General features: G+C 66.7%; 25 protein-coding genes. 3 read left to right on the forward strand and 22 right to left on the reverse strand.

The window, feature by feature from the left end; genetic code table 11:
• Together efp and G6N09_RS00120 are read right to left on the reverse strand one after the other, a co-directional pair.
• A complete protein-coding gene (efp, locus tag G6N09_RS00115; RefSeq protein WP_083024837.1) occupies window positions 1–564 on the reverse strand; it encodes an elongation factor P in 564 nt (187 codons plus the stop codon).
• A gap of 15 nt (window positions 565–579) precedes the next feature.
• Complete coding sequence (locus G6N09_RS00120) at window positions 580–1,701, reverse strand: M24 family metallopeptidase (RefSeq protein WP_083024840.1); 1,122 nt, start codon at window positions 1,699–1,701, stop codon at window positions 580–582.
• A 33-nt stretch (window positions 1,702–1,734) separates the two neighbouring features.
• Between G6N09_RS00120 and G6N09_RS00125 the strand changes: the two genes are divergently transcribed.
• A complete protein-coding gene (locus G6N09_RS00125; RefSeq protein WP_170309969.1) occupies window positions 1,735–2,436 on the forward strand; it encodes a B-4DMT family transporter in 702 nt (233 codons plus the stop codon).
• Here G6N09_RS00125 and aroQ read toward each other — a convergent pair.
• From aroQ to G6N09_RS00195, 14 genes are all read right to left on the reverse strand, one after another.
• Complete coding sequence (aroQ, locus tag G6N09_RS00130) at window positions 2,412–2,846, reverse strand: type II 3-dehydroquinate dehydratase (protein ID WP_083024843.1); 435 nt, start codon at window positions 2,844–2,846, stop codon at window positions 2,412–2,414. The two genes, G6N09_RS00125 and aroQ, sit on opposite strands and share 25 nt — an antisense overlap.
• On the reverse strand, window positions 2,843–3,940 hold the full coding sequence (gene aroB / locus G6N09_RS00135) for a 3-dehydroquinate synthase (protein WP_083024965.1): 1,098 nt from the start codon (window positions 3,938–3,940) through the stop codon (window positions 2,843–2,845). The genes aroQ and aroB overlap by 4 nt, the downstream gene beginning before the upstream one ends.
• A gap of 5 nt (window positions 3,941–3,945) precedes the next feature.
• Window positions 3,946–4,554 carry a shikimate kinase gene (locus G6N09_RS00140; protein WP_083024845.1) on the reverse strand — a complete coding sequence of 203 codons (609 nt, stop codon included), beginning with the start codon at window positions 4,552–4,554 and terminating at the stop codon, window positions 3,946–3,948.
• A 54-nt stretch (window positions 4,555–4,608) separates the two neighbouring features.
• Entirely contained in the window at window positions 4,609–5,835 is a 1,227-nt protein-coding gene (aroC, locus tag G6N09_RS00145) for a chorismate synthase (protein ID WP_083024847.1), read from the reverse strand.
• 125 nt (window positions 5,836–5,960) lie between these two features.
• Window positions 5,961–6,365, reverse strand: coding sequence for a hypothetical protein (locus G6N09_RS00150; RefSeq protein WP_234806972.1), 405 nt, complete (start codon window positions 6,363–6,365; stop codon window positions 5,961–5,963).
• 157 nt (window positions 6,366–6,522) lie between these two features.
• A complete protein-coding gene (locus G6N09_RS00155) occupies window positions 6,523–6,951 on the reverse strand; it encodes a prepilin peptidase (RefSeq protein WP_083024849.1) in 429 nt (142 codons plus the stop codon).
• Between the two features lie 10 nt (window positions 6,952–6,961).
• Window positions 6,962–7,798: a shikimate dehydrogenase gene (locus G6N09_RS00160; protein ID WP_083024851.1), complete on the reverse strand. Its 837-nt coding sequence runs from the start codon at window positions 7,796–7,798 to the stop codon at window positions 6,962–6,964.
• Entirely contained in the window at window positions 7,776–9,050 is a 1,275-nt protein-coding gene (locus G6N09_RS00165) for an endolytic transglycosylase MltG (protein ID WP_083024853.1), read from the reverse strand. The genes G6N09_RS00160 and G6N09_RS00165 overlap by 23 nt, the downstream gene beginning before the upstream one ends.
• Entirely contained in the window at window positions 9,043–9,576 is a 534-nt protein-coding gene (ruvX, locus tag G6N09_RS00170; protein WP_083024855.1) for a Holliday junction resolvase RuvX, read from the reverse strand. The genes G6N09_RS00165 and ruvX overlap by 8 nt, the downstream gene beginning before the upstream one ends.
• On the reverse strand, window positions 9,573–12,257 hold the full coding sequence (gene alaS, locus G6N09_RS00175) for an alanine--tRNA ligase (protein ID WP_083024857.1): 2,685 nt from the start codon (window positions 12,255–12,257) through the stop codon (window positions 9,573–9,575). The genes ruvX and alaS overlap by 4 nt, the downstream gene beginning before the upstream one ends.
• Before the next feature lie 84 nt (window positions 12,258–12,341).
• Window positions 12,342–12,752, reverse strand: a complete 411-nt coding sequence (locus G6N09_RS00180) for a secondary thiamine-phosphate synthase enzyme YjbQ (protein WP_083024859.1) — start codon at window positions 12,750–12,752, stop codon at window positions 12,342–12,344.
• A 65-nt stretch (window positions 12,753–12,817) separates the two neighbouring features.
• Complete coding sequence (locus tag G6N09_RS00185) at window positions 12,818–14,164, reverse strand: replication-associated recombination protein A (protein ID WP_083024861.1); 1,347 nt, start codon at window positions 14,162–14,164, stop codon at window positions 12,818–12,820.
• A gap of 51 nt (window positions 14,165–14,215) precedes the next feature.
• On the reverse strand, window positions 14,216–15,325 hold the full coding sequence (locus G6N09_RS00190) for an NDMA-dependent alcohol dehydrogenase (RefSeq protein ID WP_083024969.1): 1,110 nt from the start codon (window positions 15,323–15,325) through the stop codon (window positions 14,216–14,218).
• A 101-nt stretch (window positions 15,326–15,426) separates the two neighbouring features.
• The gene (locus G6N09_RS00195; protein ID WP_083024863.1) at window positions 15,427–16,269 is read right to left on the reverse strand and encodes a DUF3097 domain-containing protein; all 843 of its coding nucleotides are present in this window, start codon (window positions 16,267–16,269) and stop codon (window positions 15,427–15,429) included.
• A gap of 351 nt (window positions 16,270–16,620) precedes the next feature.
• On the opposite strand from G6N09_RS00195, the gene G6N09_RS00200 reads away from it, so the two are divergent.
• The gene (locus tag G6N09_RS00200; protein WP_083024865.1) at window positions 16,621–17,049 is read left to right on the forward strand and encodes a transglycosylase family protein; all 429 of its coding nucleotides are present in this window, start codon (window positions 16,621–16,623) and stop codon (window positions 17,047–17,049) included.
• 6 nt (window positions 17,050–17,055) lie between these two features.
• Here the strand turns inward: G6N09_RS00200 and G6N09_RS00205 are convergent, their stop codons facing one another.
• Together G6N09_RS00205 and aspS are read right to left on the reverse strand one after the other, a co-directional pair.
• Entirely contained in the window at window positions 17,056–17,469 is a 414-nt protein-coding gene (locus G6N09_RS00205; protein WP_083024867.1) for a PaaI family thioesterase, read from the reverse strand.
• Window positions 17,470–17,514: 45 nt separating this feature from the next.
• On the reverse strand, window positions 17,515–19,284 hold the full coding sequence (gene aspS, locus G6N09_RS00210) for an aspartate--tRNA ligase (protein WP_083024870.1): 1,770 nt from the start codon (window positions 19,282–19,284) through the stop codon (window positions 17,515–17,517).
• A 109-nt stretch (window positions 19,285–19,393) separates the two neighbouring features.
• On the opposite strand from aspS, the gene G6N09_RS00215 reads away from it, so the two are divergent.
• Window positions 19,394–20,494, forward strand: coding sequence for an ESX-1 system-associated protein (locus G6N09_RS00215; RefSeq protein WP_083024872.1), 1,101 nt, complete (start codon window positions 19,394–19,396; stop codon window positions 20,492–20,494).
• Window positions 20,495–20,677: 183 nt separating this feature from the next.
• Here the strand turns inward: G6N09_RS00215 and G6N09_RS00220 are convergent, their stop codons facing one another.
• From G6N09_RS00220 to G6N09_RS00235, 4 genes are all read right to left on the reverse strand, one after another.
• Complete coding sequence (locus tag G6N09_RS00220; protein WP_083024875.1) at window positions 20,678–20,962, reverse strand: WXG100 family type VII secretion target; 285 nt, start codon at window positions 20,960–20,962, stop codon at window positions 20,678–20,680.
• A gap of 20 nt (window positions 20,963–20,982) precedes the next feature.
• A complete protein-coding gene (locus G6N09_RS00225) occupies window positions 20,983–21,282 on the reverse strand; it encodes a WXG100 family type VII secretion target (RefSeq protein ID WP_083022909.1) in 300 nt (99 codons plus the stop codon).
• An 82-nt stretch (window positions 21,283–21,364) separates the two neighbouring features.
• The gene (locus G6N09_RS00230) at window positions 21,365–22,564 is read right to left on the reverse strand and encodes a PPE family protein (protein WP_083024878.1); all 1,200 of its coding nucleotides are present in this window, start codon (window positions 22,562–22,564) and stop codon (window positions 21,365–21,367) included.
• Between the two features lie 14 nt (window positions 22,565–22,578).
• On the reverse strand, window positions 22,579–22,878 hold the full coding sequence (locus tag G6N09_RS00235; RefSeq protein ID WP_083024880.1) for a PE family protein: 300 nt from the start codon (window positions 22,876–22,878) through the stop codon (window positions 22,579–22,581).
• Window positions 22,879–22,906 lie beyond the last annotated feature (28 nt).

Below are 22,906 nucleotides of genomic sequence, written 5' to 3' on the forward strand. Positions count from 1 at the left end.
TCAGGAGTTAACCCGTCCCAAGTAGCTGCCGTCGCGGGTGTCGACCTTCAGCTTGTCTCCGGTGTTGATGAACAGCGGCACGTTGATTTCAGCGCCGGTCTCCATGGTGGCCGGCTTGGTGCCCGCGCTGGAGCGGTCGCCCTGCAGACCGGGCTCGGTGTGGGCCACCAGGAGCTCGACGCTGACCGGCAGCTCCAGGTACAGCGCCACCCCGTTGTGGAAGGCGATCTGCACCAGCATGCTCTCCAGCAGGTAGTTCGCCGAGTCCCCCACCAGCGATTCGGGCAACGGGTGCTGCTCGTAGTCTTGGCTGTCCATGAACACGAAGTCGTTGCCGTCGCGGTACAGGTAGGTGGCGTCGCGACGGTCCACCGTGGCGGTCTCCACCTTCACGCCCGCGTTGTAGGTCTTGTCCACGACCTTGCCCGACACCACGTTCTTGAGCTTGGTGCGCACGAAGGCCGGTCCCTTGCCCGGCTTGACGTGCTGGAATTCGGTGATCTGCCACAGCTGGCCGTCGATCACCAGTACCAGCCCGTTCTTGAAATCAGCGGTTGAAGCCATGGTCGTTCACGTCTCCTAGAGAATGGTCAGTTCCTTGGGGAACCGAGTCAGCAGGTCCGGGGCCTGCCCGGCGGTATCAGCGACCACGAGCGTGTCCTCGATACGGACCCCGCCACGATCAGCAAGATAGACGCCGGGCTCTACGGTCACCACAGCACCGGCAAGCAGTGTACCGTCGGCCGCCGCATTGATTCCCGGCGCTTCGTGAATCCGCAACCCGACCCCGTGACCGAGGCCGTGACCGAACGTCTCGCCATAGCCCGCCTCAGCGATCACCGTGCGCGCGGCCGCATCGACCTCCCGCAGTTTCGCGCCCGGCCGCAAGGCCTCGCGACCGGCCCGCTGCGCGGCCTCGACCACGTCGTAGATCTCCCGCTGCCAATCCGCGGGCGGCCCCAACACAAAGGTGCGGGTCATATCGGAGTGATAGCCGGCCACCAGGGCACCGAAGTCGATCTTGACGAAGTCACCGGCGGCCAGCACGGCGTCGGTGGGTCGATGGTGCGGAATCGCCGAGTTGGGACCCGTGGCCACGATCGTCTCGAACGACGCCGCATCCGCACCGTGATCGAGCATCAGGGCTTCCAGCTCCCGGCGGACCTCACGTTCAGACCGACCCGGCCGCAGGCCGCCACGCTCCACGAGCGCGATCAGTGCGGCGTCGGCCGCTTCGCAGGCCAACCTCAGCAGGGCCACTTCGCCGGCGTCTTTGACCTCGCGCAACGCCTCCACAATGCTCGCGGTCCGGACCAGCTCGGCGCGACCGCCCTTGCCATCGACGGCTTCGTCCGCCTCGATGGCCGCTGAAAGTGCGTCGAAACCGTCCACCGTGAGTACGTGGGCTTCGAAACCCACGCGGCGCGCACCGGCCGCGACGGCCGCGGTGAGCAGATGCCTGGCGCCACTGCGCTCGATCGCGACCTGCAGGTCGGGGGCCTGCCGGGCAGCCTGAGTGCGGTAGCGGCCATCGGTGGCCAGTATCGGGGACTGTTCGTCCGCATAGACCAGCAGCGCGCCGGCCGAGCCGGTGAATCCCGACAGGTAGCGCACGTTGATCAAGTCGGTGACCAGCATGGCGTCCAGTCCGGCGGCGCGGATCTCGGTACTCAGACGCGCCCGGCGGGAGGAATGTGTCACGCGGGGTGACGGTACTCGCTACGCTGTGGCCCCATGAGCAAGTGGTTTCTGCGCGGGCTGGTCTTCGCTGCACTGATGGTCGTGATCCGCCTCATCCAGGGGGTGCTGATCAACGCCTTCGAGGCACAGGCCAATTTGATCAGCCTGGTGTTGGTGATCTTGTTCGCCATCGGCGTCTACGTCTGGGGCCGTTCCGACGGCCGCGAGGACGCCAAGGCCCACGCCGACCCCGACCGCCGCGACGACCTCGCGATGACCTGGCTGGGTGCCGGCCTGGCGGCCGGGCTGCTCGGCGGATTCGTCGCGTGGGTCATCGGTCAGTTCGACAAAGCGCTCTACGTCAGCTCGTTCTTCAACGAGCTGACCAGCTTCGCGGCCTTCACCGCGCTATTGGTGTTCGTGGTAGCGGTGGCTGCGGTGGCGCTGGGCCGCCGCGCCGTCGACAAGGAATACGAGAAGCACCCGGAGCGCCGCCCCGTCCCGGCCGCAGCCGCGCAGAGCCAGCCCGAGACCGACGTGTTCGCCACCGTTGGAGCGCCCGCAGCAGTCGCCGAAGAGACCGGCGCCGTGCAGACCGAGGCCGTTGCCGCTCCGGCCGCGGACGCGACGCTGGCCGGCCCTTCCGCCGGCTTCACCACCGAAGAGTTCCCGGCCGACGCCGACGTCACCACGGAGTTCCCCGTGATCGAGGACACCGGCGTCGCCGAGAGTCAGTCTGACGACTCAGCCAAGTAACGCAGCGCGAGCAGGTAGCCGCTTACTCCGAGTCCGACGATCACCCCGTTGGCCACTGGGCTCAAGTAGGAGTGTCGGCGAAACTCCTCGCGGGCATGCACATTGGAGATGTGCACCTCGATAAGTGGTGCGGGCAGCTCGGCGCAGGCGTCGCGCAACGCCACCGAGGTGTGGGTCAGGCCGCCGGCGTTGAGGATCACCGGTTCGGCGGCATCGGCTGCAGCATGAATCCAGTCCAGGAGTTCGGCCTCGCTGTCACTCTGGCGCACCACAACGTCCACCCCGAGTTCAGCGGCTTCCCGCGCGATCAGCGCCTCAAGATCGGCATAGCTGGTGCTGCCGTATACAGCCGGCTCGCGACGACCCAAACGCTGCAGGTTGGGGCCGTTGATGACATTGATCCGGTTCATCGCCGCTCCAATCGGAATCGCCGCCCGACCTCGTCGTAAGCGGCCGCCAGCAGCATCGGGTCGGGACCTTCCAAGCGCCCAGGTTTGGCCAGTCCGTCGAGCACCACGAACCGCAGCACGCCAGCCCGATTCTTCTTGTCCCCCATCATGTATTCCAGCAGGGCGGGCAGCGCGTCCTCGTAATAGCTCACCGGGAGACCCAGCGACAGCAGGATCGAACGATGCCGATCAGCGGTCGCGTCATCGAGACGTCCGGTGATGCGGGCCAGCTCCGCTGCGAACACCAACCCGACCGATACCGCGTCGCCGTGCCGCCACTGGTAATGCTCCAGCGCCTCGATCGCATGGGCGAGAGTGTGCCCGTAGTTGAGGATCTCGCGCAGGTCCGACTCTTTCTCGTCGGCGGCGACCACTTCGGCCTTGACGATGATGGCTCGCCTGATCAGCTCGCCGAGTACCTCCCCCGCCGGATCCATCGCCGCAACCGGATCTGCCTCGATCAGGTCCAGGATCACTGGATCGGCGATGAAACCGGCTTTGACGATCTCCGGCATGCCTGCAACGATCTCGCGCTGCGGCAGAGTCTCCAGCGTGGCCAGGTCGACCACGACGCCGGCCGGCTGATGGAACGCGCCGACCAGGTTCTTGCCTGCTTCGGTGTTGATGCCGGTCTTGCCGCCGACCGCGGCGTCCACCATCGCCAGCAACGTGGTGGGCACGTGCACGATCGAGATGCCACGTAGCCAGCTCGCCGCGGCGAAGCCTGCGACGTCGGTGGCTGCACCGCCACCGAGACTGACCAACGCGTCACGCCGGTCCAGGCCAATTTTGCCCAGCACGTCCCAGATGAACCCGAGGACCTGGAGCGACTTGCCGTCCTCGGCGTCCGGGATCTCGATACGGTGCGCCTCGATCCCCTTGTCCGCCAAGTACGTTCGGATCCCCTCAGCGGTCGACTCCAGTGTCGGCTGGTGCAGGATCGCGACTTTGTTACGCCCCGCGAGCAGACCGGCGAGATCACCGAGCAGGCCTGTGCCGATCACCACCGGGTAGGGCGGGTCGGTGGCCACCGTCACGGTGATCGGCTCGGGAATGTCGGTCACTTGCGTCCTCCGGTCTGTCGTGCGGCCAAGGTGGCGGGTGTGGGCGGTGCAGTGGGCGTGGGCGCCACAGGTTGCGGCGGCGTCTCGCCGGCGGGTGCCGCAGTCTCCAGCCGAGACACGATATAGCGGACCACCGCACCGGGGTTGCGCCGGTTGGTGTTGACCCGAATCGTGGCAAGGCGGCGGTACAGGGGCACCCGCTGCGACATCAGCTCGCGGAACTTCTCAGCGCGGCCGGGACCGGCGAGCAGGGGCCGGGCGGTGCTGCCACTGGTGCGCCGAACGCCTTCGGCTGCAGTGATTTCCAGGAATACCACCGTGTGGCCGGCCAGCGCGTCGCGCACCCCGGGCGTGGTGACGGCTCCGCCACCGAGCGACAGCACCCCGGAGTGCTCGGCCAGGGCCTCCCGAATGACTTCTTCCTCGATGCGGCGAAATTCCGGCTCGCCATCGGTCGCGAAGATGTCCGCGATGCTGCGACCGGTCCGGGCCTCGATGGCCGCATCCGTATCAAGCATCTCCACGTCGAGGGTCTTGGCCAGGCGCCGCCCGATAGTGGACTTGCCCGCCCCGGGCAACCCCACCAGAACCGCCCTGGGCGTCACCGTCGCCGCCGATGCGCAACGGAGAGATGAGGAGACGGCGGCCTACGCACGCGCCTACCCCGATGCCCGATCCTGGTCGGCCGTCGGCACGCGGTCGGCAACGCAACGTCGGTAAGCCTCGATGTTGCGACGGGTTTCGGCCAGCGAGTCACCGCCGAACTTGGCCAATGCGGCCCGCGCCACGACCAGCGCCACCATGGCCTCGGCGACCACACCGGCGGCCGGGACAGCGCACACGTCCGAGCGCTGGTGAATCGCGACCGCTTCCTCACCGGTCGCCATGTCGACGGTGGCCAACGCCCGCGGCACGGTGGAGATCGGTTTCATCGCGGCGCGCACCCGCAACGGCAGGCCGTTGGTCATGCCGCCCTCGAGACCGCCGGCCCGGTTGGTGGAACGCACCACACCGTCGGGGCCCGGGTACATCTCGTCGTGGGCCGCACTGCCGCGCCGCCGGGCCGTGGTGAAGCCGTCGCCGATCTCCACGCCCTTGATCGCCTGGATGCCCATGATCGCCGCAGCCAATTGGCTGTCGAGTCGATCGTCACCGCTGATGAAGGAACCCAGCCCGATGGGCAGGCCGCAGACCACCACCTCGACAACTCCGCCCAAGGTGTCACCGTCGGCCTTGGCCGCCTCGATCTCAGCGATCATGGATTCCTCGGCGCGACTGTCGAAGGCACGCACCGGGCTGGCATCGATCGCGGCCAGGTCGGCGGGGTGTGGCACCGGACCGTCGTAGGGGTCGGAGGCGCCGATCGAGATCACATGGGAGATCACCTGTACCCCCAGCGCCTGGTCCAGGAAGGCCCGCGCGAACGCGCCGGCGGTCACCCGCGCCGCCGTCTCCCGGGCACTGGCACGCTCGAGCACCGGCCGGGCGTCGTCAAAGCCGTACTTCAGCATGCCGGCGAAGTCGGCATGTCCGGGCCGCGGCCGGGTGAGCGGGGCATTGCGTGCGCCGCCCTCACTGTCCAGCAGAGCCGGGTCCACCGGATCGGTGGACATCACCGTCTCCCACTTCGGCCATTCGGTGTTGCCGATCTCCACGGCGATGGGGCCGCCGAGGGTGACCCCGTGGCGGACCCCAGACAGCACGGTGACCGCGTCGGCCTCGAACTTCATTCGGGCCCCGCGGCCGTAGCCCAAGCGCCGGCGGGCCAGTTGGGTGGCAATGTCAGCCGAGGTGACGGCCACTCCGGCGACCATGCCCTCGACCATGGCCACCAGCGCGCGACCATGTGATTCCCCGGCGGTTATCCAACGCAACACGTGTCCCATCTTCCCATGCCGGTCAGGCCCGCCCGGGCCTGGAGGAGGTTAAGGTCGCGCGCAGCAGAAGCTGCAGTGCAGCGACGACCGAGATTGGATCCGGCCCGGCCACCCCGCGATGAGGTTCAGCCGGTTCAGGAACCGTTCTTGAGAATCAGATAGGTGACGGCATCGGGACCGTTGCTCGGCGAAGTCACGGCGTTGAGCTGACTGCCGGCATGACCGACCACACCATCGAGGATCTGGTCGAAGTCTTCAGCAGCGCTCTGCGGATCGATCAACACCAAGGGAGTCTCCCCGGGACCGACGGAGGCACTGGGGTCGAGCAGGTAGCCGCCGAACGCATCCGCGTTGGCCGATGAGGTCTGCGCAAAGAGGTCGAGCCACTGCACGGTGGCGTCGCTTCCTTCGGCGCTGGACAACTGAATGGCCGGCACCTGCACGTCAGGCAGGGACGGCGAGGCCATGGTGCTGGCGAGCAGGGTTCCGCCGACGACAACGGCACCTGCTGCGGCGGCACCGATCACAGAACGCTTCACAGTTACCTCCTCTGGCTAGACACCGGTCAACAGTTCACTACGCTCGATATTACCTGATAGCGGCCTGAGCGGCAAACGTTTTCTGGCAAGATCACATTCGGCGTTAATTTGCTCTCACACAGCCCGACACCGGCCACCAGCTGCACCCCTTCGCTGGTCAGCTCATTGCCAGGGCCACTGCCAACGCGCTGGACAGGCACATCGCGGGCCCATGAGGCACTCTGGTCCCACGGCCCGCCCGTACCACCGCGACCCCCCATAACCCGGTCAGCACCGGCGCCGTCACCGCGGCCAGCACCCACACGTCAGCACCGAAAGAACCCGTCAGCGCACCAAGAGCGACAGCCAGCTTGACGTCGCCGGCACCCAATCCCAGCGGTGCGATCAGGTGGACTATCAGGTAGATCCCACTCAGGACCGCCGCCCCTGCCAGTGCCGCGGGGCCCCGACCGACCGCGACTGCCACGGCCGGCACGATCACTGCACCCGGCAGCGTCAACCAGTTCGGCAGCCGGCGTTGTCGGATGTCGTAACCACTGAGCAGGGTCAGCCAGACCAGCGCCAGGCCCGCGGCCGCCTCGTCCACGCCGTCATGTTCAAGCCGGGTCGGCGATGGCGCAAGTCATCTCCGCGCGGGGTGCAGGCCGGCCGGTGAACAACTCGACTTGAGTGAACGCCTGATTCAGCAACATCTGCAGTCCACTGATCACCGTGCCGCCCGCGGCGCTCACCGCGGCGGCCAGCGGGGTCGGCCACGGATCGTAAATCGCGTCCAAGACCACCGGAACACCCGCCAGGGCCCCCGCATAGCGGGCTGCAACCTCGGCCGGAAGGGTGTTGACCAATACCGATGCGGCCGCTGCCGCCTCGGCGAGTGCGGGATCGTCCAGCGCGCAGAATCGGGTCGGTACTCCGACATCGGTGGCCAGCTCGACCACCCTGGCGGCATTGTCGGCATTGCGGGCGGCCACCGTGATGTGACCGACTCCCAGCTCGACCAGGCCCACCACCGCGGCTGGTGCGGTACCGCCCGAACCGAGCACGATCGCCGCACCCGAAATCGGTCCTGCCGAACGCAGCGCTCCACTCACGCCGTCGACGTCGGTGTTGTCGGCCAGCCAGCCGGTTGCGGTGCGAACCAGGGTGTTCGCCGAGCCGATGCGTTCGGCGCGCCGCGTTCGCTCGTCGGCGAAGGCCAAGGCCGCGAACTTGCCCGGCATGGTCACTGAAACGCCGACCCATTCCGGCCCGAAACCTGCGACCAGCGCCGGCAACTCCTCGGCACCGCACTCAATGCGCTCGTAGGTCCAGTCATACAGGCCCAACGCCCGATAGGCCGCCAAGTGCAGCTGCGGTGAGCGCGAGTGAGCGATCGGCGACCCCAACACCGCGGCGCGGCGGGGCCCGGGGTCAGCGGGAACTGTCGAGGACACCGTTGTCCAGCGCCATCTCGATGTTGCTCAGGTGCTGCTGATAGTTATGGGTGAACAGGGTGGTGCCGTCCTTGTCGATCGTCACGAAGTACAGCCAGTCGCCGGGTTCGGGGTGCTCGGCGGCGCGCAGCGCATCCATTCCCGGCGAGCAGATCGGCGTAGCCGGCAGACCATCGGAGGCGTAGGTGTTCCACGGCGTTACCTTGGCCCGATCGGCATCGGTGGTGGCCACCTCCTGGCGGTCCAGCGGATAATTGACCGTCGAGTCGAACTCCAGCCGCTGTGGTTCGCCCAGCCGATTGTCGATGACCCGTGCCACCTTGGCGAAGTCGTGCGGCAGGGCCTCGCGTTGGACGAGCGACGCCACCACCAACATTTCGTAGGGAGTCATGCCCAACTGCTCGGCGGTGGCGGGCAGACCGGATTTGTCCAGTTCCGCGCTGCTCTGGCTGATCAGCTTCGACAGCACCGTCGGTGCCGGTGCGGTCGGGTCGACGTTCCAGGTGCCCGCTGTGATCAGGCCCTCGATACGGCGATGGTCACCGCCCATTGAGGTGACCGGCCCCAATGCCCATTCCGGCACGGACAGCGCCTGAGGCGACTCGGTCTCCGCCGCACGGCGCAGGTCTGGAGCTTTCAGGCAGGTGCGATCGCCGTTGAGGTCCAGACAGCTCGCCTCGGCGATCAGCGAAAACACCCCAGGGGTGACCCGGCCGGTCTTCATGTCGGCGGTGTCGTCAAGCTGACGGCCCTCCGGAATCACCAGCTTGCCTACCCGATTCTCCGGATCAGTGAGCTGCTGCACTGCGGTGGCGGCCGGAATCTCTGCCTGCAGACGGTAGAACCCCGGCTGGATCGCGGCGATTGCGGCGTTGCCCTGCGCGGCGGACAGGAAGGTACCGACGTTGGCGATCACGCCCGCATCGAGCATTGTTTCGGCAATCGCGGTGGTGAAGTCTCCCTCGTGCACCTCGATCAAGACCTGCTGGCCCCCGTCGCCGGTGAAGTCCGCCCCCGGGCCACCGGCGTGCCAGAACTTCGAGCCCAGGAAGACGGCCGCGATCGCGGCCAAGGTGACCAGCGCGACGCCCAGGCCGCGTGCCATCCGGCGGTTCCGGGTGTGCTGGCGCTGCCGCCGATTCTCCCGGGCCCGCTGAGTCCGGCTCATCCTGCGCCGCGGCGGTCCAACCGCGGTGGGTCGGGCCTTCCTTCGAGCAGTGTCGTGAGCCGTCCCACGTTGTTCGTCAGACATCGTTGTCCTCCGTCGGCACTGCCGGGGCCGGTGAGATCAGGGCCCGGCGCTGGTCGAGCCAGCTCTGCAGGATCGTCACCGCGGCAGCCTGGTCGATCACCGAGCGTTGACGTTTGGAGCGCACCCCGGCCGCGTGCAGGTCCCGCGCCGCACTGACCGTGCTGAGACGCTCGTCGGCCAACCGCACCGGGGCGTTCCGGCCACGCTTGGCCAGTGTCCGAACCAGATCGTCGGCCATCGCAATGGCGTCCTCGGCGGCAGACCCAGCCCGATCGGCAAGCGTCCGGGGCAGGCCCACAACCACTTCGACGACGTCATATTCGTCGGCCAGATCAGCCAGCCGCCGCAGGTGCGAACCGGATGCATGCCGTCGCACGGTCTCGACCGGGGTCGCCAACAGTCCGTCGGGATCGCTGCAGGCCACCCCGATGCGCACACTGCCCACATCCACCCCGAGCCGTCGCCCGCGGCCGGGATCGTCCGGCCCGCCGGGACGGTCCGGGGTGCGATGGTGGGGTGAGGTCACGCCGGAGCGCTCCGGGCGACCGCCGCGCGGACCGCCGCCAGCGCGGCATCGATTCCAGAGGCGTCCTTCCCGGAGCCCTGCGCCAGGTCCGCCTTGCCGCCGCCGCGACCGGCTACCGCGGCCGCCAGTTCCTTGACCAGGTCGTCGGCGCGTAGACCGAGCTCCTGCGCTGCGACGTTGGCAGAGACCACGTAGGGGACGCTGTCCTGTCCGTCGGCGATCAGTGCCACCACCGCGGGCTCCTCGCCGAACTTGCCGCGGATGTCGCCGACCAGCGAACGTAGGTCGCCACCGCCGATACCCCCGGACATCCGCTGCGTCACCAGGCGCACGTTACCGATTTGTTCGGCGCCAGCGGCCGCATTCACCGCAGCCGCTCGCGCGGTCGCCAGCCGGGCGCGGTCCAGTTCCTTCTCGGCGGCCTTGAGGCGCTCGACCAAGGTGGCCACCCGAGCGGGCACTTCCTCCGAGGGCACCTTCAGCGAAGAGGCCAGGCCTGCCATGAGCGCCCGCTCCTTGGCCAGATGACGGAACGAGTCCAATCCGACATAGGCCTCGACGCGGCGGACCCCCGAACCCACCGACGATTCGCCCAGAATGGTGACCGGGCCGATCTGCGCCGAGTTGTGGACGTGCGTACCGCCGCACAGCTCCATCGAGAACGGGCCGCCGATCTCGACGACGCGTACCCGATCGGGGTACTTCTCGCCGAACATCGCCATGGCACCCATGGCTCGGGCCTTCTCCAGGTCCTCGGTGAAGGTGTGGACTTCGAAGTCGGCCTGGACCGCCTCGTTGGTGACTTCTTCGACCTGCTGACGCTGATCGTCGGTGAGCGCGCCCTGCCAGTTGAAGTCGAATCGCAGATAGCCCGGCCGATTCAGCGAACCAGCCTGAACAGCGTTGGGCCCCAACACTTGCCGCAGCGCGGCGTGCACCATATGCGTACCGGAATGCCCCTGAGTAGAGCCCTTGCGCCAGGCCTGGTCCACCGCCGCGGTGACGGTGTCACCTTCGACGAATTCGCCGGACTCGACGGTGACCCGATGCACGAACAGTGTCTGAGCGATTTTCTGTACGTCGGTGACCGCGGCCCGCGCAGTTCCGGCACTGATGGTGCCGGCGTCGGCGATCTGCCCGCCGGCTTCGGCGTAGAGCGGAGTGCGGTCCAGCACCAGCTCGATGTTGTCCACGGCAACGTCCTCGTGGGAGGCCACCGGCACGCGCTTGCCGTCGACGAAGATGCCCAGGATGCGCGCTTCGGTGGTGAGCTCGCCGAACCCGGTGAACTCGGTGGGCCCGGCGTCGATCAGTTCCCGGTAGGCGCTCAGGTCGGCATGTGCGTGCTTGCGCGCGGCGGCGTCGGCTTTGGCGCGCTGACGCTGCTCGGCCATCAAGCTGCGGAACCCGGCCTCGTCGACCTGCAGTCCGGCCTCCGAGGCCATCTCCAGGGTGAGTTCAATCGGGAAACCGTAGGTGTCGTGCAAGGCGAAGGCGTCGCTTCCCGAGAGCACCGTGACCCCCGCGGATCGAGTCGCCGCCGCGGCGTCCTCGAACAGCTTGGAGCCCGAGGCCAGGGTGCGGTTGAACGCGGTCTCCTCGGCGACCGCAATCCGGTTGATCCGGTCGAAGTCGGTGACCAGTTCCGGATAGGAGGGGCCCATCGCGTCACGCACGGTGGCCATCAGTTCGCCGACGATCGGACCTTCGATACCCAGCAGCTTGGCCGAGCGGATCACCCGACGCAGCAGCCGGCGCAGCACGTAGCCGCGGCCGTCGTTGCCAGGGCTTACGCCGTCACCGATCAGGATGGCGGCGGTGCGGGAGTGGTCGGCGATGATCCGGTATCGGACATCGTCGGCGTCGTTGCCGCTGTTGTAGCCACGTGGAGCGCGGGTGGCCACCAGGTCGATGACCGGGCGGACGAGGTCGGTCTCGTAGACGTTGTTCACACCCTGGAGCAGGAACGCAACCCGCTCCACTCCCATCCCGGTATCGATGTTCTGGCGGGGCAGCGGGCCGAGAATCTCGAAGTTCTCCTTGGAGGTACCTTCGCCCCGCTCGTTCTGCATGAACACGAGATTCCAGATCTCGATATAGCGGTCTTCGTTGGCCACCGGGCCGCCGTCGACGCCGAACTCGGGTCCACGGTCGTAGTAGATCTCCGACGACGGGCCGCACGGACCGGGGATGCCCATCGACCAGTAATTGTCGGCCATCCCGCGACGCTGAATCCGCTCAATCGGCAATCCCGCGATGTCCTGCCACAACGCGATCGCCTCGTCGTCGTCGAGATAGACGGTGGCCCACAGGCGCTGCGGGTCCAGCCCGTATCCGCCGTCGGCGACACTGTTGGTCAGCAACGTCCAGGCCAGTTCGATCGCGCCGCGTTTGAAGTAGTCGCCGAACGAGAAATTCCCGGCCATCTGGAAGAAGGTGTTGTGCCGGGTGGTGATGCCCACCTCATCGATGTCCGGGGTGCGGATGCACTTCTGGACACTGGTGGCGGTGGCATAGGGCGGGGTTCGCTGGCCCAGGAAGAACGGCACGAACTGAACCATGCCGGCGTTGATGAACAACAGGTTGGGGTCATCAAGAATCACCGATGCGCTCGGCACCTCGGTGTGGCCCGCTTTCACGAAGTGATCGAGGAAGCGTTTCCTGATCTCGTGTGTCTGCACTATCTACCGCTTCCCGCCGTCTCGCCCATTTAGACGGCACTACAGTACCGGGCTGCCGATCGTGTTCTCGGCAGGCAAGGACCCTCAGGTGGTGACGGCGCCGACAAAGCTCAGTCGGACGCTACGGCGAGGGTTGTCGCGGTTCAGGTCGACAAGGACTACGGACTGCCAGATGCCCAGCAACGGCTCACCCTCGGCGACGGGGACTGTGATCGACGGCGCGACAATGGCCGGCAAGACATGATCGGCCCCGTGCCCCGGCGAACCGTGTGCGTGTCGGTAGCGATCGTCGCGCGGCAGCAGCCGTTCCAGGGTGTCAACCAAGTCCGCGTCCGAGCCGGCACCGGTCTCGATGATCGCTACCCCGGCGGTCGCATGAGGCACGAAGACGTTGCACAGTCCGTCGCCGTTTCCCGCACAGAACGAACGCAACTGCTCGGTGAGGTCGACGGTACGTCGCCGTGAGGTGTCGACGGCGAGCACTTCGGTGTTCATGTCTCCAGGGTAGGGGCCACCCGCGTGCCGCGATCAGACACAGCGTCGCACGAGCCACCCGGCGATCAGCCGCGCCGGCGGATGATCGCCCGCAGCCGGGCCAACCTACCGCCGATCTCGCGTTCAGCACCCCGACCGGTGGGTTGGTAATAGTCCACTCCCACCAGTTCATCGGGTGGATACTGCTGTGGGACAACGCCGTCGGGATGATCATGGGCGTAGCGATAACCCACGGCATTGCCCAGAGCCTGCGCACCCGCGTAGTGCCCGTCCCGCAGGTGAGCCGGGACCGCGCCGGCCTTACCGGCCCGAATGTCGGCCATCGCCGCACCCAACGCGGTGGTCACCGCATTCGACTTCGGCGCGGTCGCCAGGTGCACGGTCGCATGCGCCAGCGTCAATTGCGCCTCGGGCATGCCGATCAGCGCGACGGTCTGTGCGGCGGCGACCGCGGTCTGCAGAGCAGTCGGATCACCCATCCCGATGTCTTCGCTGGCCAGGATCATCAGCCGGCGGGCGATGAACCGCGGGTCCTCCCCTGCCACCAGCATCCGGGCCAGATAGTGCAGCGCGGCGTCGACGTCGGAACCCCGCACCGACTTGATGAACGCGCTGGTGACGTCGTAATGCTGATCGCCGTCGCGGTCGTAGCGCACAGCAGCTTGATCCAAGGATCCTTCGACGACCTCGACGGTCACCGGCTCCCCTGTTGCCGCCACCGTCTCAGCGGCCACTTCCAGCGCGGTCAAGGCACGGCGCGCGTCACCGGCGGCCAGCCGAACCAACAGGTCCACCGCATCCGGCACGACCGCCACACGGCCACCCAGCCCGCGGTCGTCCTCGACGGCGCGACGCACCACCGCTGCGATGCCGTCGGGCTCCAGGGGCCGCAGCTGCAGTATCAGCGATCGGCTCAGGAGCGGTGCGACCACAGAAAAAGACGGGTTCTCGGTGGTGGCGGCCACCAGCAGGACCACCCGGTTCTCCACCGCGGCCAGCAGCGCGTCCTGCTGGGTCTTGGAGAACCTGTGCACCTCGTCGATGAACAACACGGTCTGCTCGCCGTAGGCGGCCGCGCGCCGCGCCGTGTCGATCACGGCACGCACTTCCTTCACTCCGGCGCTCAGCGCGGAGAGCGCTTCGAAGCGCCGGCCGGTGGCACCGGAGATCAGCGAGGCCAATGTGGTCTTACCGGTACCCGGCGGGCCGTAGAGGATCACCGAAGCCGCGCCAGAACCGTCGACCAGGCGACGCAGCGGAGAACCCGCTCCCAGCAGGTGGTCCTGACCAACCACCTCGTCGAGGCTCGCCGGGCGCATGCGTACCGCCAGCGGGGTCGATGCACCGGCACCGGGCGTTGGCGGCGGGGCACCAGTCAGGTCGAACAGTCCATCGGACACGGTTTCAGGCATACCACGCTCGACCGTCGGCCGCCGTCCCCCACCCCGGCGGCACCACACACATCAGCGGTGCACGATCACCCCGCGGATATTTTTACCCTCACGCAGGTCCTGGTACCCCTCATTGACCTGCTCCAGGGTGTAGCGACGGGTGATCAGCTCGTCGAGCTTGAGCTGGCCGGCATCATAAAGCCGCAGCAGTCGCACAATGTCGTATTGCGGGTTGGCTCCTCCGAACAGCGTGCCCTTGATGGTCTTGCCGAACAGAGCCAGCATGGTGCCCGATACCTGCACGTCGAGATCTTCCAATCGGGCCATCGCCGCGATGACGACCGTGCCGCCCTTTCCAACAGTATTGATCGCGGCAGTCGTGACCTCCTGGCCCAGGTCGCCGACGGTGATCAGCGCCTGATCGGCCATCTGCCCCCAGGTGAGCTCGGCGATCTTGTCCATCGCCTCCGCAGCTGTGGCGAAGGCGTGAGTGGCCCCCAGCTTGAGCGCGGTGTCGCGCTTGAACTCCACGGGGTCTACTGCCACCACATACTTGGCACCCGCGTGCGCAGCACCTTGCACGGCGTTGATACCGACCCCGCCGATGCCGTAGACCACCACCGCGTCTCCGGCGCGTACGCCGCCGTCATAGTTGGCTGTCGCCCAGCCGGTGGGCACCCCACAACCGGCCAGCACCGCGGTCTCCAGCGGCAACCAGTCGTCGACTTTGACCACTGAGTGCTGCGAGACCGTCGCCCGCTCAGCGAAGGTCCCCAGCATGCAGAACCCGCCGAAGTCGGTTCCCCCCGAGTGGAATCGGAAGGTGCCGTCGGGCATGCAGCCCTCCAGGATCGTGGCCCCCATGTCGCACAGGTTCTGCCGGCCGGTGGAGCAGTACCGACAGCTGCCACAGCTGGGGATGAAACAGCACACCACATGATCGCCGGGCTGGACCTTGGTGACGCCGGGCCCGACGTCCTCGATGATCCCCGATCCCTCGTGGCCACCGACGATGGGAAACCGGGACGGCCAGTCACCATCAGCCAGATGCAGGTCCGAATGGCACAGCCCGGCTGCCGTGAACTTGATCAGCACCTCACCCGGACCAGGCCCGTCGAGTTCCAGCTCCATGATCTCGAAAGGCTGGTTAGGCGCATGTGCCACGGCGGCAATTGTTTTCATGCCTGTCATCCAACCGGCTGAGGCGGCCTCAGTGGCCCGATTCGGCCGAACCGGCAGATCACTTCGCCGGTCCAGCTTCACCTCTCCTGCGTCGAGGATCGCTAACCGGCGGGTTGCGTCACGAAGTCGATCAGTTCCTCGACCCGGCCGATCAGCTCCGGCTCCAGGTCGGTCCAGTCCCGCACCCGGCCCCGGATCCGCTGCCAGGCCGTGGCGATGTCGGCTTGGCCGTTATGTGGCCAGCCCAGCGCGGCGCAGATTCCGTGCTTCCATTCCACGTTGCGCGGAATCGTGGGCCAGGCCGACAACCCCAGCCGCCCGGGTTTGACGGCCTGCCAGATGTCAACGTAAGGGTGCCCGACGATCAGGGTGTGCCCGCCGCCCGGCCCGCGGCGCACGGTCTCGGCAATGCGGGTCTCTTTAGAACCCGCAACGAGGTGATCGACCAAGACTCCCAGCCGGCGGCCCGGCCCGGGCTGGAATTCGGCAACGATGCCGGCAAGGTCATCGATTCCGCCGAGGTACTCCACCACGACCCCCTCGACCCGCAGATCCTCACCCCAGACCTGCTCGACGAGTTCGGCATCGTGGCGGCCTTCCACATAGATCCTGCTGGCCAGCGCGACCTTGGCGCGTGCACCGCGTACGGCAACCGAACCCGACGCGGTGCGGGCCGGCGCCGTCGGGGCCGCCAGCTTCGGCTCGGTCAGAATCACCGGCCGGCCATCGATCAGGTAGCCGGGGCCGACGGGGAATCCCCGAGTGCGGCCGTGGCGATCCTCGAGGTCCATCCGGCCGTAGGCGATCCGGACCACGGCGCCGACGTAGCCGGTTTGCGCGTCTTCGACCACCATCCCGCGTTCCACCGGTACCTCAATGGAGCGGACTCTGCGGGCGGCGTGCGGGTTGTCGGCGAGGATGTCGGTTCCATAGCGGTCGGCCACCCGAGGCAGCTTAGGGGCCTTCGGCCGTGCGGCGGCTGAACCGTCTGCGCGATTCCGCCGATTTTTTCAGACCGGCACCCGGCACCTTGTCAGCTACACATCAGCAACTTTGGCACCATGCACCACTCTAGTAACACTAGACACTCAATATTCTCTTAATTTCTAAGAGATCTCTCGCAACATACGTAACAATAACAACTTCGTTAACTCAAACAACTGTAGTTAACTTTTGCCTCAATTTATAACAACAAACTCATTTACATCTTTAGGTGACTGAAATGTGCAATTTCATCATTTATCGCGTTATGCTCTGAGGCCTCACTGATATACACCTATCACGGAGGTTGTGATATGCACCGGAACACGGCACGGCGTGTCGTGCAGTTCGGGCGGCGCCACCTTAATTGGACGACGTCGGGGCTGGTCACCGGGGGGATTGTGGGCACGCTATTGACTTCGTCAGGGGTAGCCCATGCGGACAACATGGCGATGGGCTGGGATGCCGTCGCACAATGCGAATCGGGCGGCAACTGGGCCGCCGACACCGGGAATGGGTTCTATGGCGGCCTGCAGTTCAAGCCGTCGACGTGGCGCGCGTTCGGCGGGGTGGGATCACCGGCGAAAGCGTCACGCGAGCAACAGATCGCGGTGGCCAATAGAGTCCTCGACGAACAGGGCCCCTATGCCTGGCCGCATTGCGGACCGGGTCGGGTATTCCCGTCGTCGGTAAAAGGCTATGTGCCGCCGGCAATGCGCCAGCTGCTCAAGCCGTTCTGGTGAACGCGGCTACGTAGGGTTCGGCGACAGCACCGCCTGGGTCTGGGTGACCCGGGCGACCAACTTGCCGTTGTCGTCGTTCAGATCCGTCTGCACGACGATCGTTGTTCGCCCGACATGCAGGGGCACACTGGTCGCCGTCACAACGCCGCCCCGCACCGCTCGGAAGAAGTTGGTCTTGGACTCGATGGTCGAGGTGCTGGCGCCCTGAGGCAGGTTGACCACCGCACACACCGCCCCGGCGGTGTCGGCGAACGCCATCAGCACCCCACCATGCAGCATTCCGCCGGTGGTACAGCGCTCCGGAGCCCAGGCCATGGTCGCACGGACCTGTTGCGGCGAAAGCTCGCCGATCTCGATCTGCAGCGCCGCCGCGAACGGCATGTTGGCCACCACCAAGCGAGCGAACTCGGTCGAATCCATAGCTGCAGCTTTATCGACCGTCGTGCTGCTGTCTAGAGATCTGCCTCAGCGCGGCGCAGGCACTGCGTCAATCCCGGCTTCCTTGCGCTGAGCCGCGGTGATCGGCGCCGGAGCGTCAGTCAGCGGGTCGATACCGCCCCCGGACTTGGGGAACGCGATAACCTCACGAATCGATTCGACGCCCGCCAGCAGTGCCACCACGCGGTCCCAACCGAACGCCAGCCCGCCGTGCGGCGGAGCACCGTAGCTGAAGGCATCCAGCAGAAAGCCGAACTTCTCATTGGCGGCTGCCTCATCGATGCCCATGACTTTGAAGACTTGCTCCTGAACGTCGCGGCGGTGAATGCGGATCGAGCCGCCACCGATCTCATTGCCGTTGCACACCACGTCGTAGGCATCGGCGAGCACCGCACCGGGGTCCGTCTCCACCTGGTCGGCGTGTTCCGGCTTGGGAGAGGTGAAGGCGTGGTGCACGGCGGTCCAGGCCCCGGAGCCGACGGCCACATCACCGGCTGCGGTCGCGTCTCCGGCCGGCTCGAACAACGGCGGATCAACCACCCAGGTGAATGCCCAGGCGTCCGGAGCGATCAGGTCCAGACGACGGGCGATCTCGCCCCGAGCCGCACCGAGCAGCGCCCGCGACGGCTTGGCCGGTCCGGCCGCGAAGAAGATGCAGTCCCCCGGCGCGGCACCCACGTGCCCGGCCAGCCCCGCGCGCTCGGCGTCGGTCAGGTTCTTGGCCACCGGCCCGGACAGCTCGCCGTCTTCACCCACCAAGACGTACGCCAACCCCTTGGCCCCGCGCTGCTTGGCCCACTCCTGCCAACCGTCGAGGGTGCGCCGCGGCTGCGAGGCCCCACCCGGCATGACGACGGCACCCACATAGGGGGCCTGAAAAACTCGGAAGGTGGTTTCGGAGAAGAACTCCGTGCACTCCACCAGCTCCAGACCGAATCGCAGGTCGGGCTTGTCGGAGCCGTACCGCCGCATCGCGTCGGCGTAGGTCATCCGGGGCAGCGGCAACGGTAGGTCGTAACCGATCAGTGCCCACAGCGCCTTGAGTACCTGTTCGGCCATACCGATCACGTCCTCGGCGTCGACGAAGCTCATCTCCAGGTCCAGCTGGGTGAACTCAGGCTGACGGTCCGCACGGAAGTCTTCGTCGCGGTAGCAACGGGCGATCTGGTAGTAACGCTCCATCCCGGCCACCATCAGCAGCTGCTTGAACAGTTGCGGGCTTTGCGGCAGCGCGTAGAACGAACCGGGCTGCAAACGCGCCGGAACCAGGAAATCGCGGGCGCCCTCCGGCGTGGAGCGGGTCAGCGTGGGGGTCTCGATCTCCACGAAGTCCTGCGCGGCCAGCACCGACCTGGCTGCGGCGTTGACCGCCGAACGCAAGCGCAGCGCGGCACCCGGGCCACCCTCACGGCGCAGGTCCAGGTAGCGGTGCTTGAGCCTGGCCTCTTCGCCGGCAGACTCATCGAGCTGAAACGGCAGGGGCGCCGCCTCGTTGAGCACCCGCAACTCGGCAGCATTGATTTCGATGGCACCGGTGGGCAGGTCTGGATTCTCGTTGCCCTCGGGACGCACCTCGACGACACCGGTGACCGTCACACAGAATTCGGCCCGCAAACGGTGCGCCTGTTCCAGCACGGCGGCGTCACGAAACACCACCTGCGCCACGCCGGAAGCATCACGCAGGTCGATGAAGATGACGCCACCGTGATCACGTCGGCGCGCTACCCACCCGGCAAGCGTGACGCTGCGCCCGGCGTCGGTGACCCGCAATGAGCCGGCGTCGTGGCTGCGCAGCACAAAAACCCCCTTGGTGATGGAAACTTTAGGTAACGGTTCGACGGTCGCCCAGTCTAGAGCCTTCTCGCAGCGCTGCCCCGCGCCGGTCAGTGCTTTAAGCTTGCTGACTGTGACCAATGGCAGCGATGACCTCGACTTTGACTACGACGACGAGGATGAAGACGAGGAATACGACGACGACGAAGTCGCTGCACCGAAGCAGAACAAGAGCCTCAAATGGGGGCTCGCCGCAGTAGTCGTGCTGGCGGTGGTGGCCCTGGTGTTGGTCGGGGTCGTGCTGATGGGCGGGGACACCGGTAAAAGTTCGCTGGATGCCGCGGCGTCGAGCCGCAACGCAGCCTCAGGCATTGCCAGCGCCGACGACAACGGGCCGGTCGCGGTCATCATCAATGACCCCAGCTGCACCGCGTGGGCGTCGATCAGCGGCAACCTGTCCAGCACCCTGTCGATGCTGGGGCACGGCCATTGGAATGAGCGCGATCAGTCGATTCCGGCATCGGCCTGGGACGACGAGCAGAAGCATGCCTACCTGGCCGCCGGTCAAGTGGTACGCAACGCCGCGGCGCAGACCGTCGGCCTGGTGAAGCTGACCCCGCACCGGGTGATGCGCGAGCTCTACGAGCAGTTCATCGCCTATGCCCGGACGTTCGTCGAGCACATTCCGACCTACACCGAGCGGGATGCCGCGCTGGCCGGCACCGCGCACAGCGCCGCGTCAGCCCTGGCCGCGATCTGCGCAGCCACCAACAACGGCGCGGCCGCAGCCCGCGGGCCGATGGTCGAACCGCAGGCTTCGCCCACCAAAGTCGCCGCACCGGGCAATCCCGCCAACCCGCAGCGCTATCTGACCGGAACGAACTCGGTCTGCGCTGAGTGGAAGGCCACCTTGGACAAGTTCGGTGTCGATGCCACCGAATGGCATCAGATGGACCCCAGTGTCCCGGGAACCTTCTGGAACCCGCAGCAGAAAGCGGTCAACCTGGCCGTCGGGCCGATCATGATCAGCCTGGCCAACAAGATGCAGCAACTGGGCCGGCGCAGCAGCAACCCCACACTGCAGGACTTCGCAGAACTCTCTGCGCAGTACCGGCGGGCGTTCGTGCTGGCATTGCCCACCTACGACCCGTCGGACAACTCGTTGGCCAATGCCGCAACCTTCTTGTCCACCACGGTGCTGGGGGCGTGCGCGTCGGCAGGGACCGCCGGGTAAAGACAGCACTGAGCACGACGGCCGGCCGCGGCCGGGGCGACACCGCCCCCGCCGCGGCCGGCTTTTCTTTACCCCGAGTATCGATCGGCTGCCCGGCAGGCCCGTTGCGGTTACGGGCCCTACATGCAAGAAACCGGCACAGCCCTAGGCTGCGCCGGTTTCTTGATGGAGATTAGCTTTGGATCAGGCCCAGCTGGAACCAATCGAGGCGTCGGTGTTGGCCATGTTGTTGCCGGCCGACTGCACCTTCTGACCATGCGAGTTCGCCTGCTGGTAGATCACCGCGAAGTTCCGGCCCAACTGCGCCACAAACTCCTGGCACGCCACCGAACCAGAACCACCCCAGAAATCACCGGCAGCCAACACGTCATGCACGATCGCCTGGTGCTCCGCCTCCAACGACGCCGCCTGAGCACGAATCAACGCACCGTGAGCATCCACATCACCGAACTGGTAGTTAATCGACATGTTCGTGGTTCTCCCTCTACCTAGCTGCCCGACAGGATCTGCTGCGACGCAGCTTCCTGCTGCTCATAGTGGTTCGCGTCCCGAATCAACCCATCGCGCACACCATGCAGCATGTTCACAATGTTGCGAAACGCCGTCTGCATCTGACCCATGGTGTCCATCGACGTACGCTCCGCCAGACCACCCCAACCCGCACCGGAAATGTTCGTCGACGACGCCCACATCCGACGAGCCTCGTCCTCCACGGTCTGCGCATGCACATCAAAACGACCCGCCATCGAACGCATCGCGTCCGGGTCAGTCATAAAACGAGTAGCCATGATTCTCTCCCTCTTGCTCGGAATACGTTGTGGTGCCGGGCGCCGGCCCGACGGACACGAGTTGTGCTTACGGCCCCTTCCGTTACCCGCCGGCCGGCGAACGGGGCATAACTTTGGGGGCCTTGGCGGCGACTGCGCCGAGTCCGCGTCCAGCCATCGCGCCCATCAGGGCGTTGCCGAACGGACCACCCGGCATCCCGCCCCCAGCCGACATGGTCTGGATCGGGGCACTGACCGTGGTGGCAGGCAGGACCGGTGCGGCACGCACCATGCCATCAGCCGCCATCGACCATGCTTGCGGCACCTTCAGCCCACCCATCGAGGCGGCCTGGCCGAGCTTGGCGGAGATCGCGCTGGTGGCCGAGCTGAAGTGGCCCGCCAGCACGCCGACCGCACCCTGCAGCTTGTCGTTGACGAAGTCGCCGATCTGGGTCATCAGGGTGCCAGCCCCACCGGCCGTACCCTGGCCGGCCAGCGTGCCCGCCGAAGCGCCCGCCTTGGTGAACTGGGTCAGCATCATCAGATAGCGCATACCCATCGATCCCAGGGACGCACCCTGGGTCACCGGGGACATGACCGAGGAGACGCTGGTCGCGGCAATCCTCGGGTCCAGCCCCATAGTGAGGGCTAGATCCCGCACGCCGGCGACGTCCAGCAGGCCACCCAGGGTGGTGAAGTCGTAACCCGTCGCAGCCGGGGGTGTGGTACCGGTCCCGCCGGGAACCGGACCACCTTCGGCGGAACCCGGTGTGGTCGACATCGCGGACTGCGGCACCGCCGACGGCTCCTGCAGGGCGTTGTTGTTGGCTTCGGCCGAGGCGCTGTAGCCGTCCATCGCTGCGCCGTCGGTTGCCCACATCGCTTCGTACTGGGCCTCAGTCGCCGCGATCGCCGTGGAATTCTGGCCGAAGAAGTTGGTCGAGATCAGCGCCAGCAGCATCGCGCGGTTGGCCGCGATCACCGCGGGCGGCACCGAAGCCGCGCGCGCCGCCTCAAACAGGGTGGCCGCCTGGGTGGCCAGCGCAGCGTTGGTGGCAGCGGTGATAGAAGCCTGCTCCAGCCACGCTACATAGGGCGCGGTCGCAACCGTAGCCGCGGCCGATCCGGCCCCGGTCCAGGTCGAGTCCAAGTTGGCGATCACCGAGTGCGTTGCTGTCGCCGACGTCATCAGCTCGCCCGAGAGCTGAGTCCAAGCTGCCGCGGCTTCCAGCAGTGCGCCCGACCCGGGCCCGGTATAGATCAGGCCGGAGTTGATCTCCGGCGGAAACATGCTGAAACTCATCGATACGCCCCGATTCAGCCGGCTGCCGTGGCGTTGAAGGCCTCGGTGTAGGCGTAGGCGCTCGCGTTGCTACCCAAGGTGGCCACGATCTGCTGGTGCACCGCCGCCGCCTGGGCACTGACCTGCTGGAAAAGGTTTCCGTGGGCCGAGAACTGGGCTGCGGTCAGCGCCGACACCAGGTCGACTGCAGGCGCTACCACACCCGTGGTGGGAGCGGCTGCGGCCGAAACCCCCGCGACCAGCGAGTCGCCGATTCCGGAAAGGCTTCCGGCAGCCGCCGTCAGAACTTCTGGCTGAGCTGTTACGAACGACATTGTTCCTCCTGGGGCATACAAGCGTCTC

The sequence above is a fragment of the Mycolicibacter minnesotensis genome (genome assembly GCF_010731755.1).
Lineage (GTDB): Bacteria > Actinomycetota > Actinomycetes > Mycobacteriales > Mycobacteriaceae > Mycobacterium > Mycobacterium minnesotense.

Coding starts and splice junctions, on each gene's coding strand:
- efp (WP_083024837.1), bottom strand. CDS start 564: ATGGCTTCAACCGCTGATTTCAAGAACGGGCTGGTACTGGTGATCGAC.
- G6N09_RS00125 (WP_170309969.1), top strand. CDS start 1,735: ATGAGCAAGTGGTTTCTGCGCGGGCTGGTCTTCGCTGCACTGATGGTC.
- aroQ (WP_083024843.1), bottom strand. CDS start 2,846: ATGAACCGGATCAATGTCATCAACGGCCCCAACCTGCAGCGTTTGGGT.
- aroC (WP_083024847.1), bottom strand. CDS start 5,835: ATGGGACACGTGTTGCGTTGGATAACCGCCGGGGAATCACATGGTCGC.
- G6N09_RS00165 (WP_083024853.1), bottom strand. CDS start 9,050: ATGTCTGACGAACAACGTGGGACGGCTCACGACACTGCTCGAAGGAAG.
- G6N09_RS00180 (WP_083024859.1), bottom strand. CDS start 12,752: ATGAACACCGAAGTGCTCGCCGTCGACACCTCACGGCGACGTACCGTC.
- G6N09_RS00185 (WP_083024861.1), bottom strand. CDS start 14,164: ATGCCTGAAACCGTGTCCGATGGACTGTTCGACCTGACTGGTGCCCCG.
- G6N09_RS00190 (WP_083024969.1), bottom strand. CDS start 15,325: ATGAAAACAATTGCCGCCGTGGCACATGCGCCTAACCAGCCTTTCGAG.
- G6N09_RS00200 (WP_083024865.1), top strand. CDS start 16,621: ATGCACCGGAACACGGCACGGCGTGTCGTGCAGTTCGGGCGGCGCCAC.
- G6N09_RS00205 (WP_083024867.1), bottom strand. CDS start 17,469: ATGGATTCGACCGAGTTCGCTCGCTTGGTGGTGGCCAACATGCCGTTC.
- G6N09_RS00220 (WP_083024875.1), bottom strand. CDS start 20,962: ATGTCGATTAACTACCAGTTCGGTGATGTGGATGCTCACGGTGCGTTG.
- G6N09_RS00225 (WP_083022909.1), bottom strand. CDS start 21,282: ATGGCTACTCGTTTTATGACTGACCCGGACGCGATGCGTTCGATGGCG.
- G6N09_RS00230 (WP_083024878.1), bottom strand. CDS start 22,564: ATGAGTTTCAGCATGTTTCCGCCGGAGATCAACTCCGGCCTGATCTAT.
- G6N09_RS00235 (WP_083024880.1), bottom strand. CDS start 22,878: ATGTCGTTCGTAACAGCTCAGCCAGAAGTTCTGACGGCGGCTGCCGGA.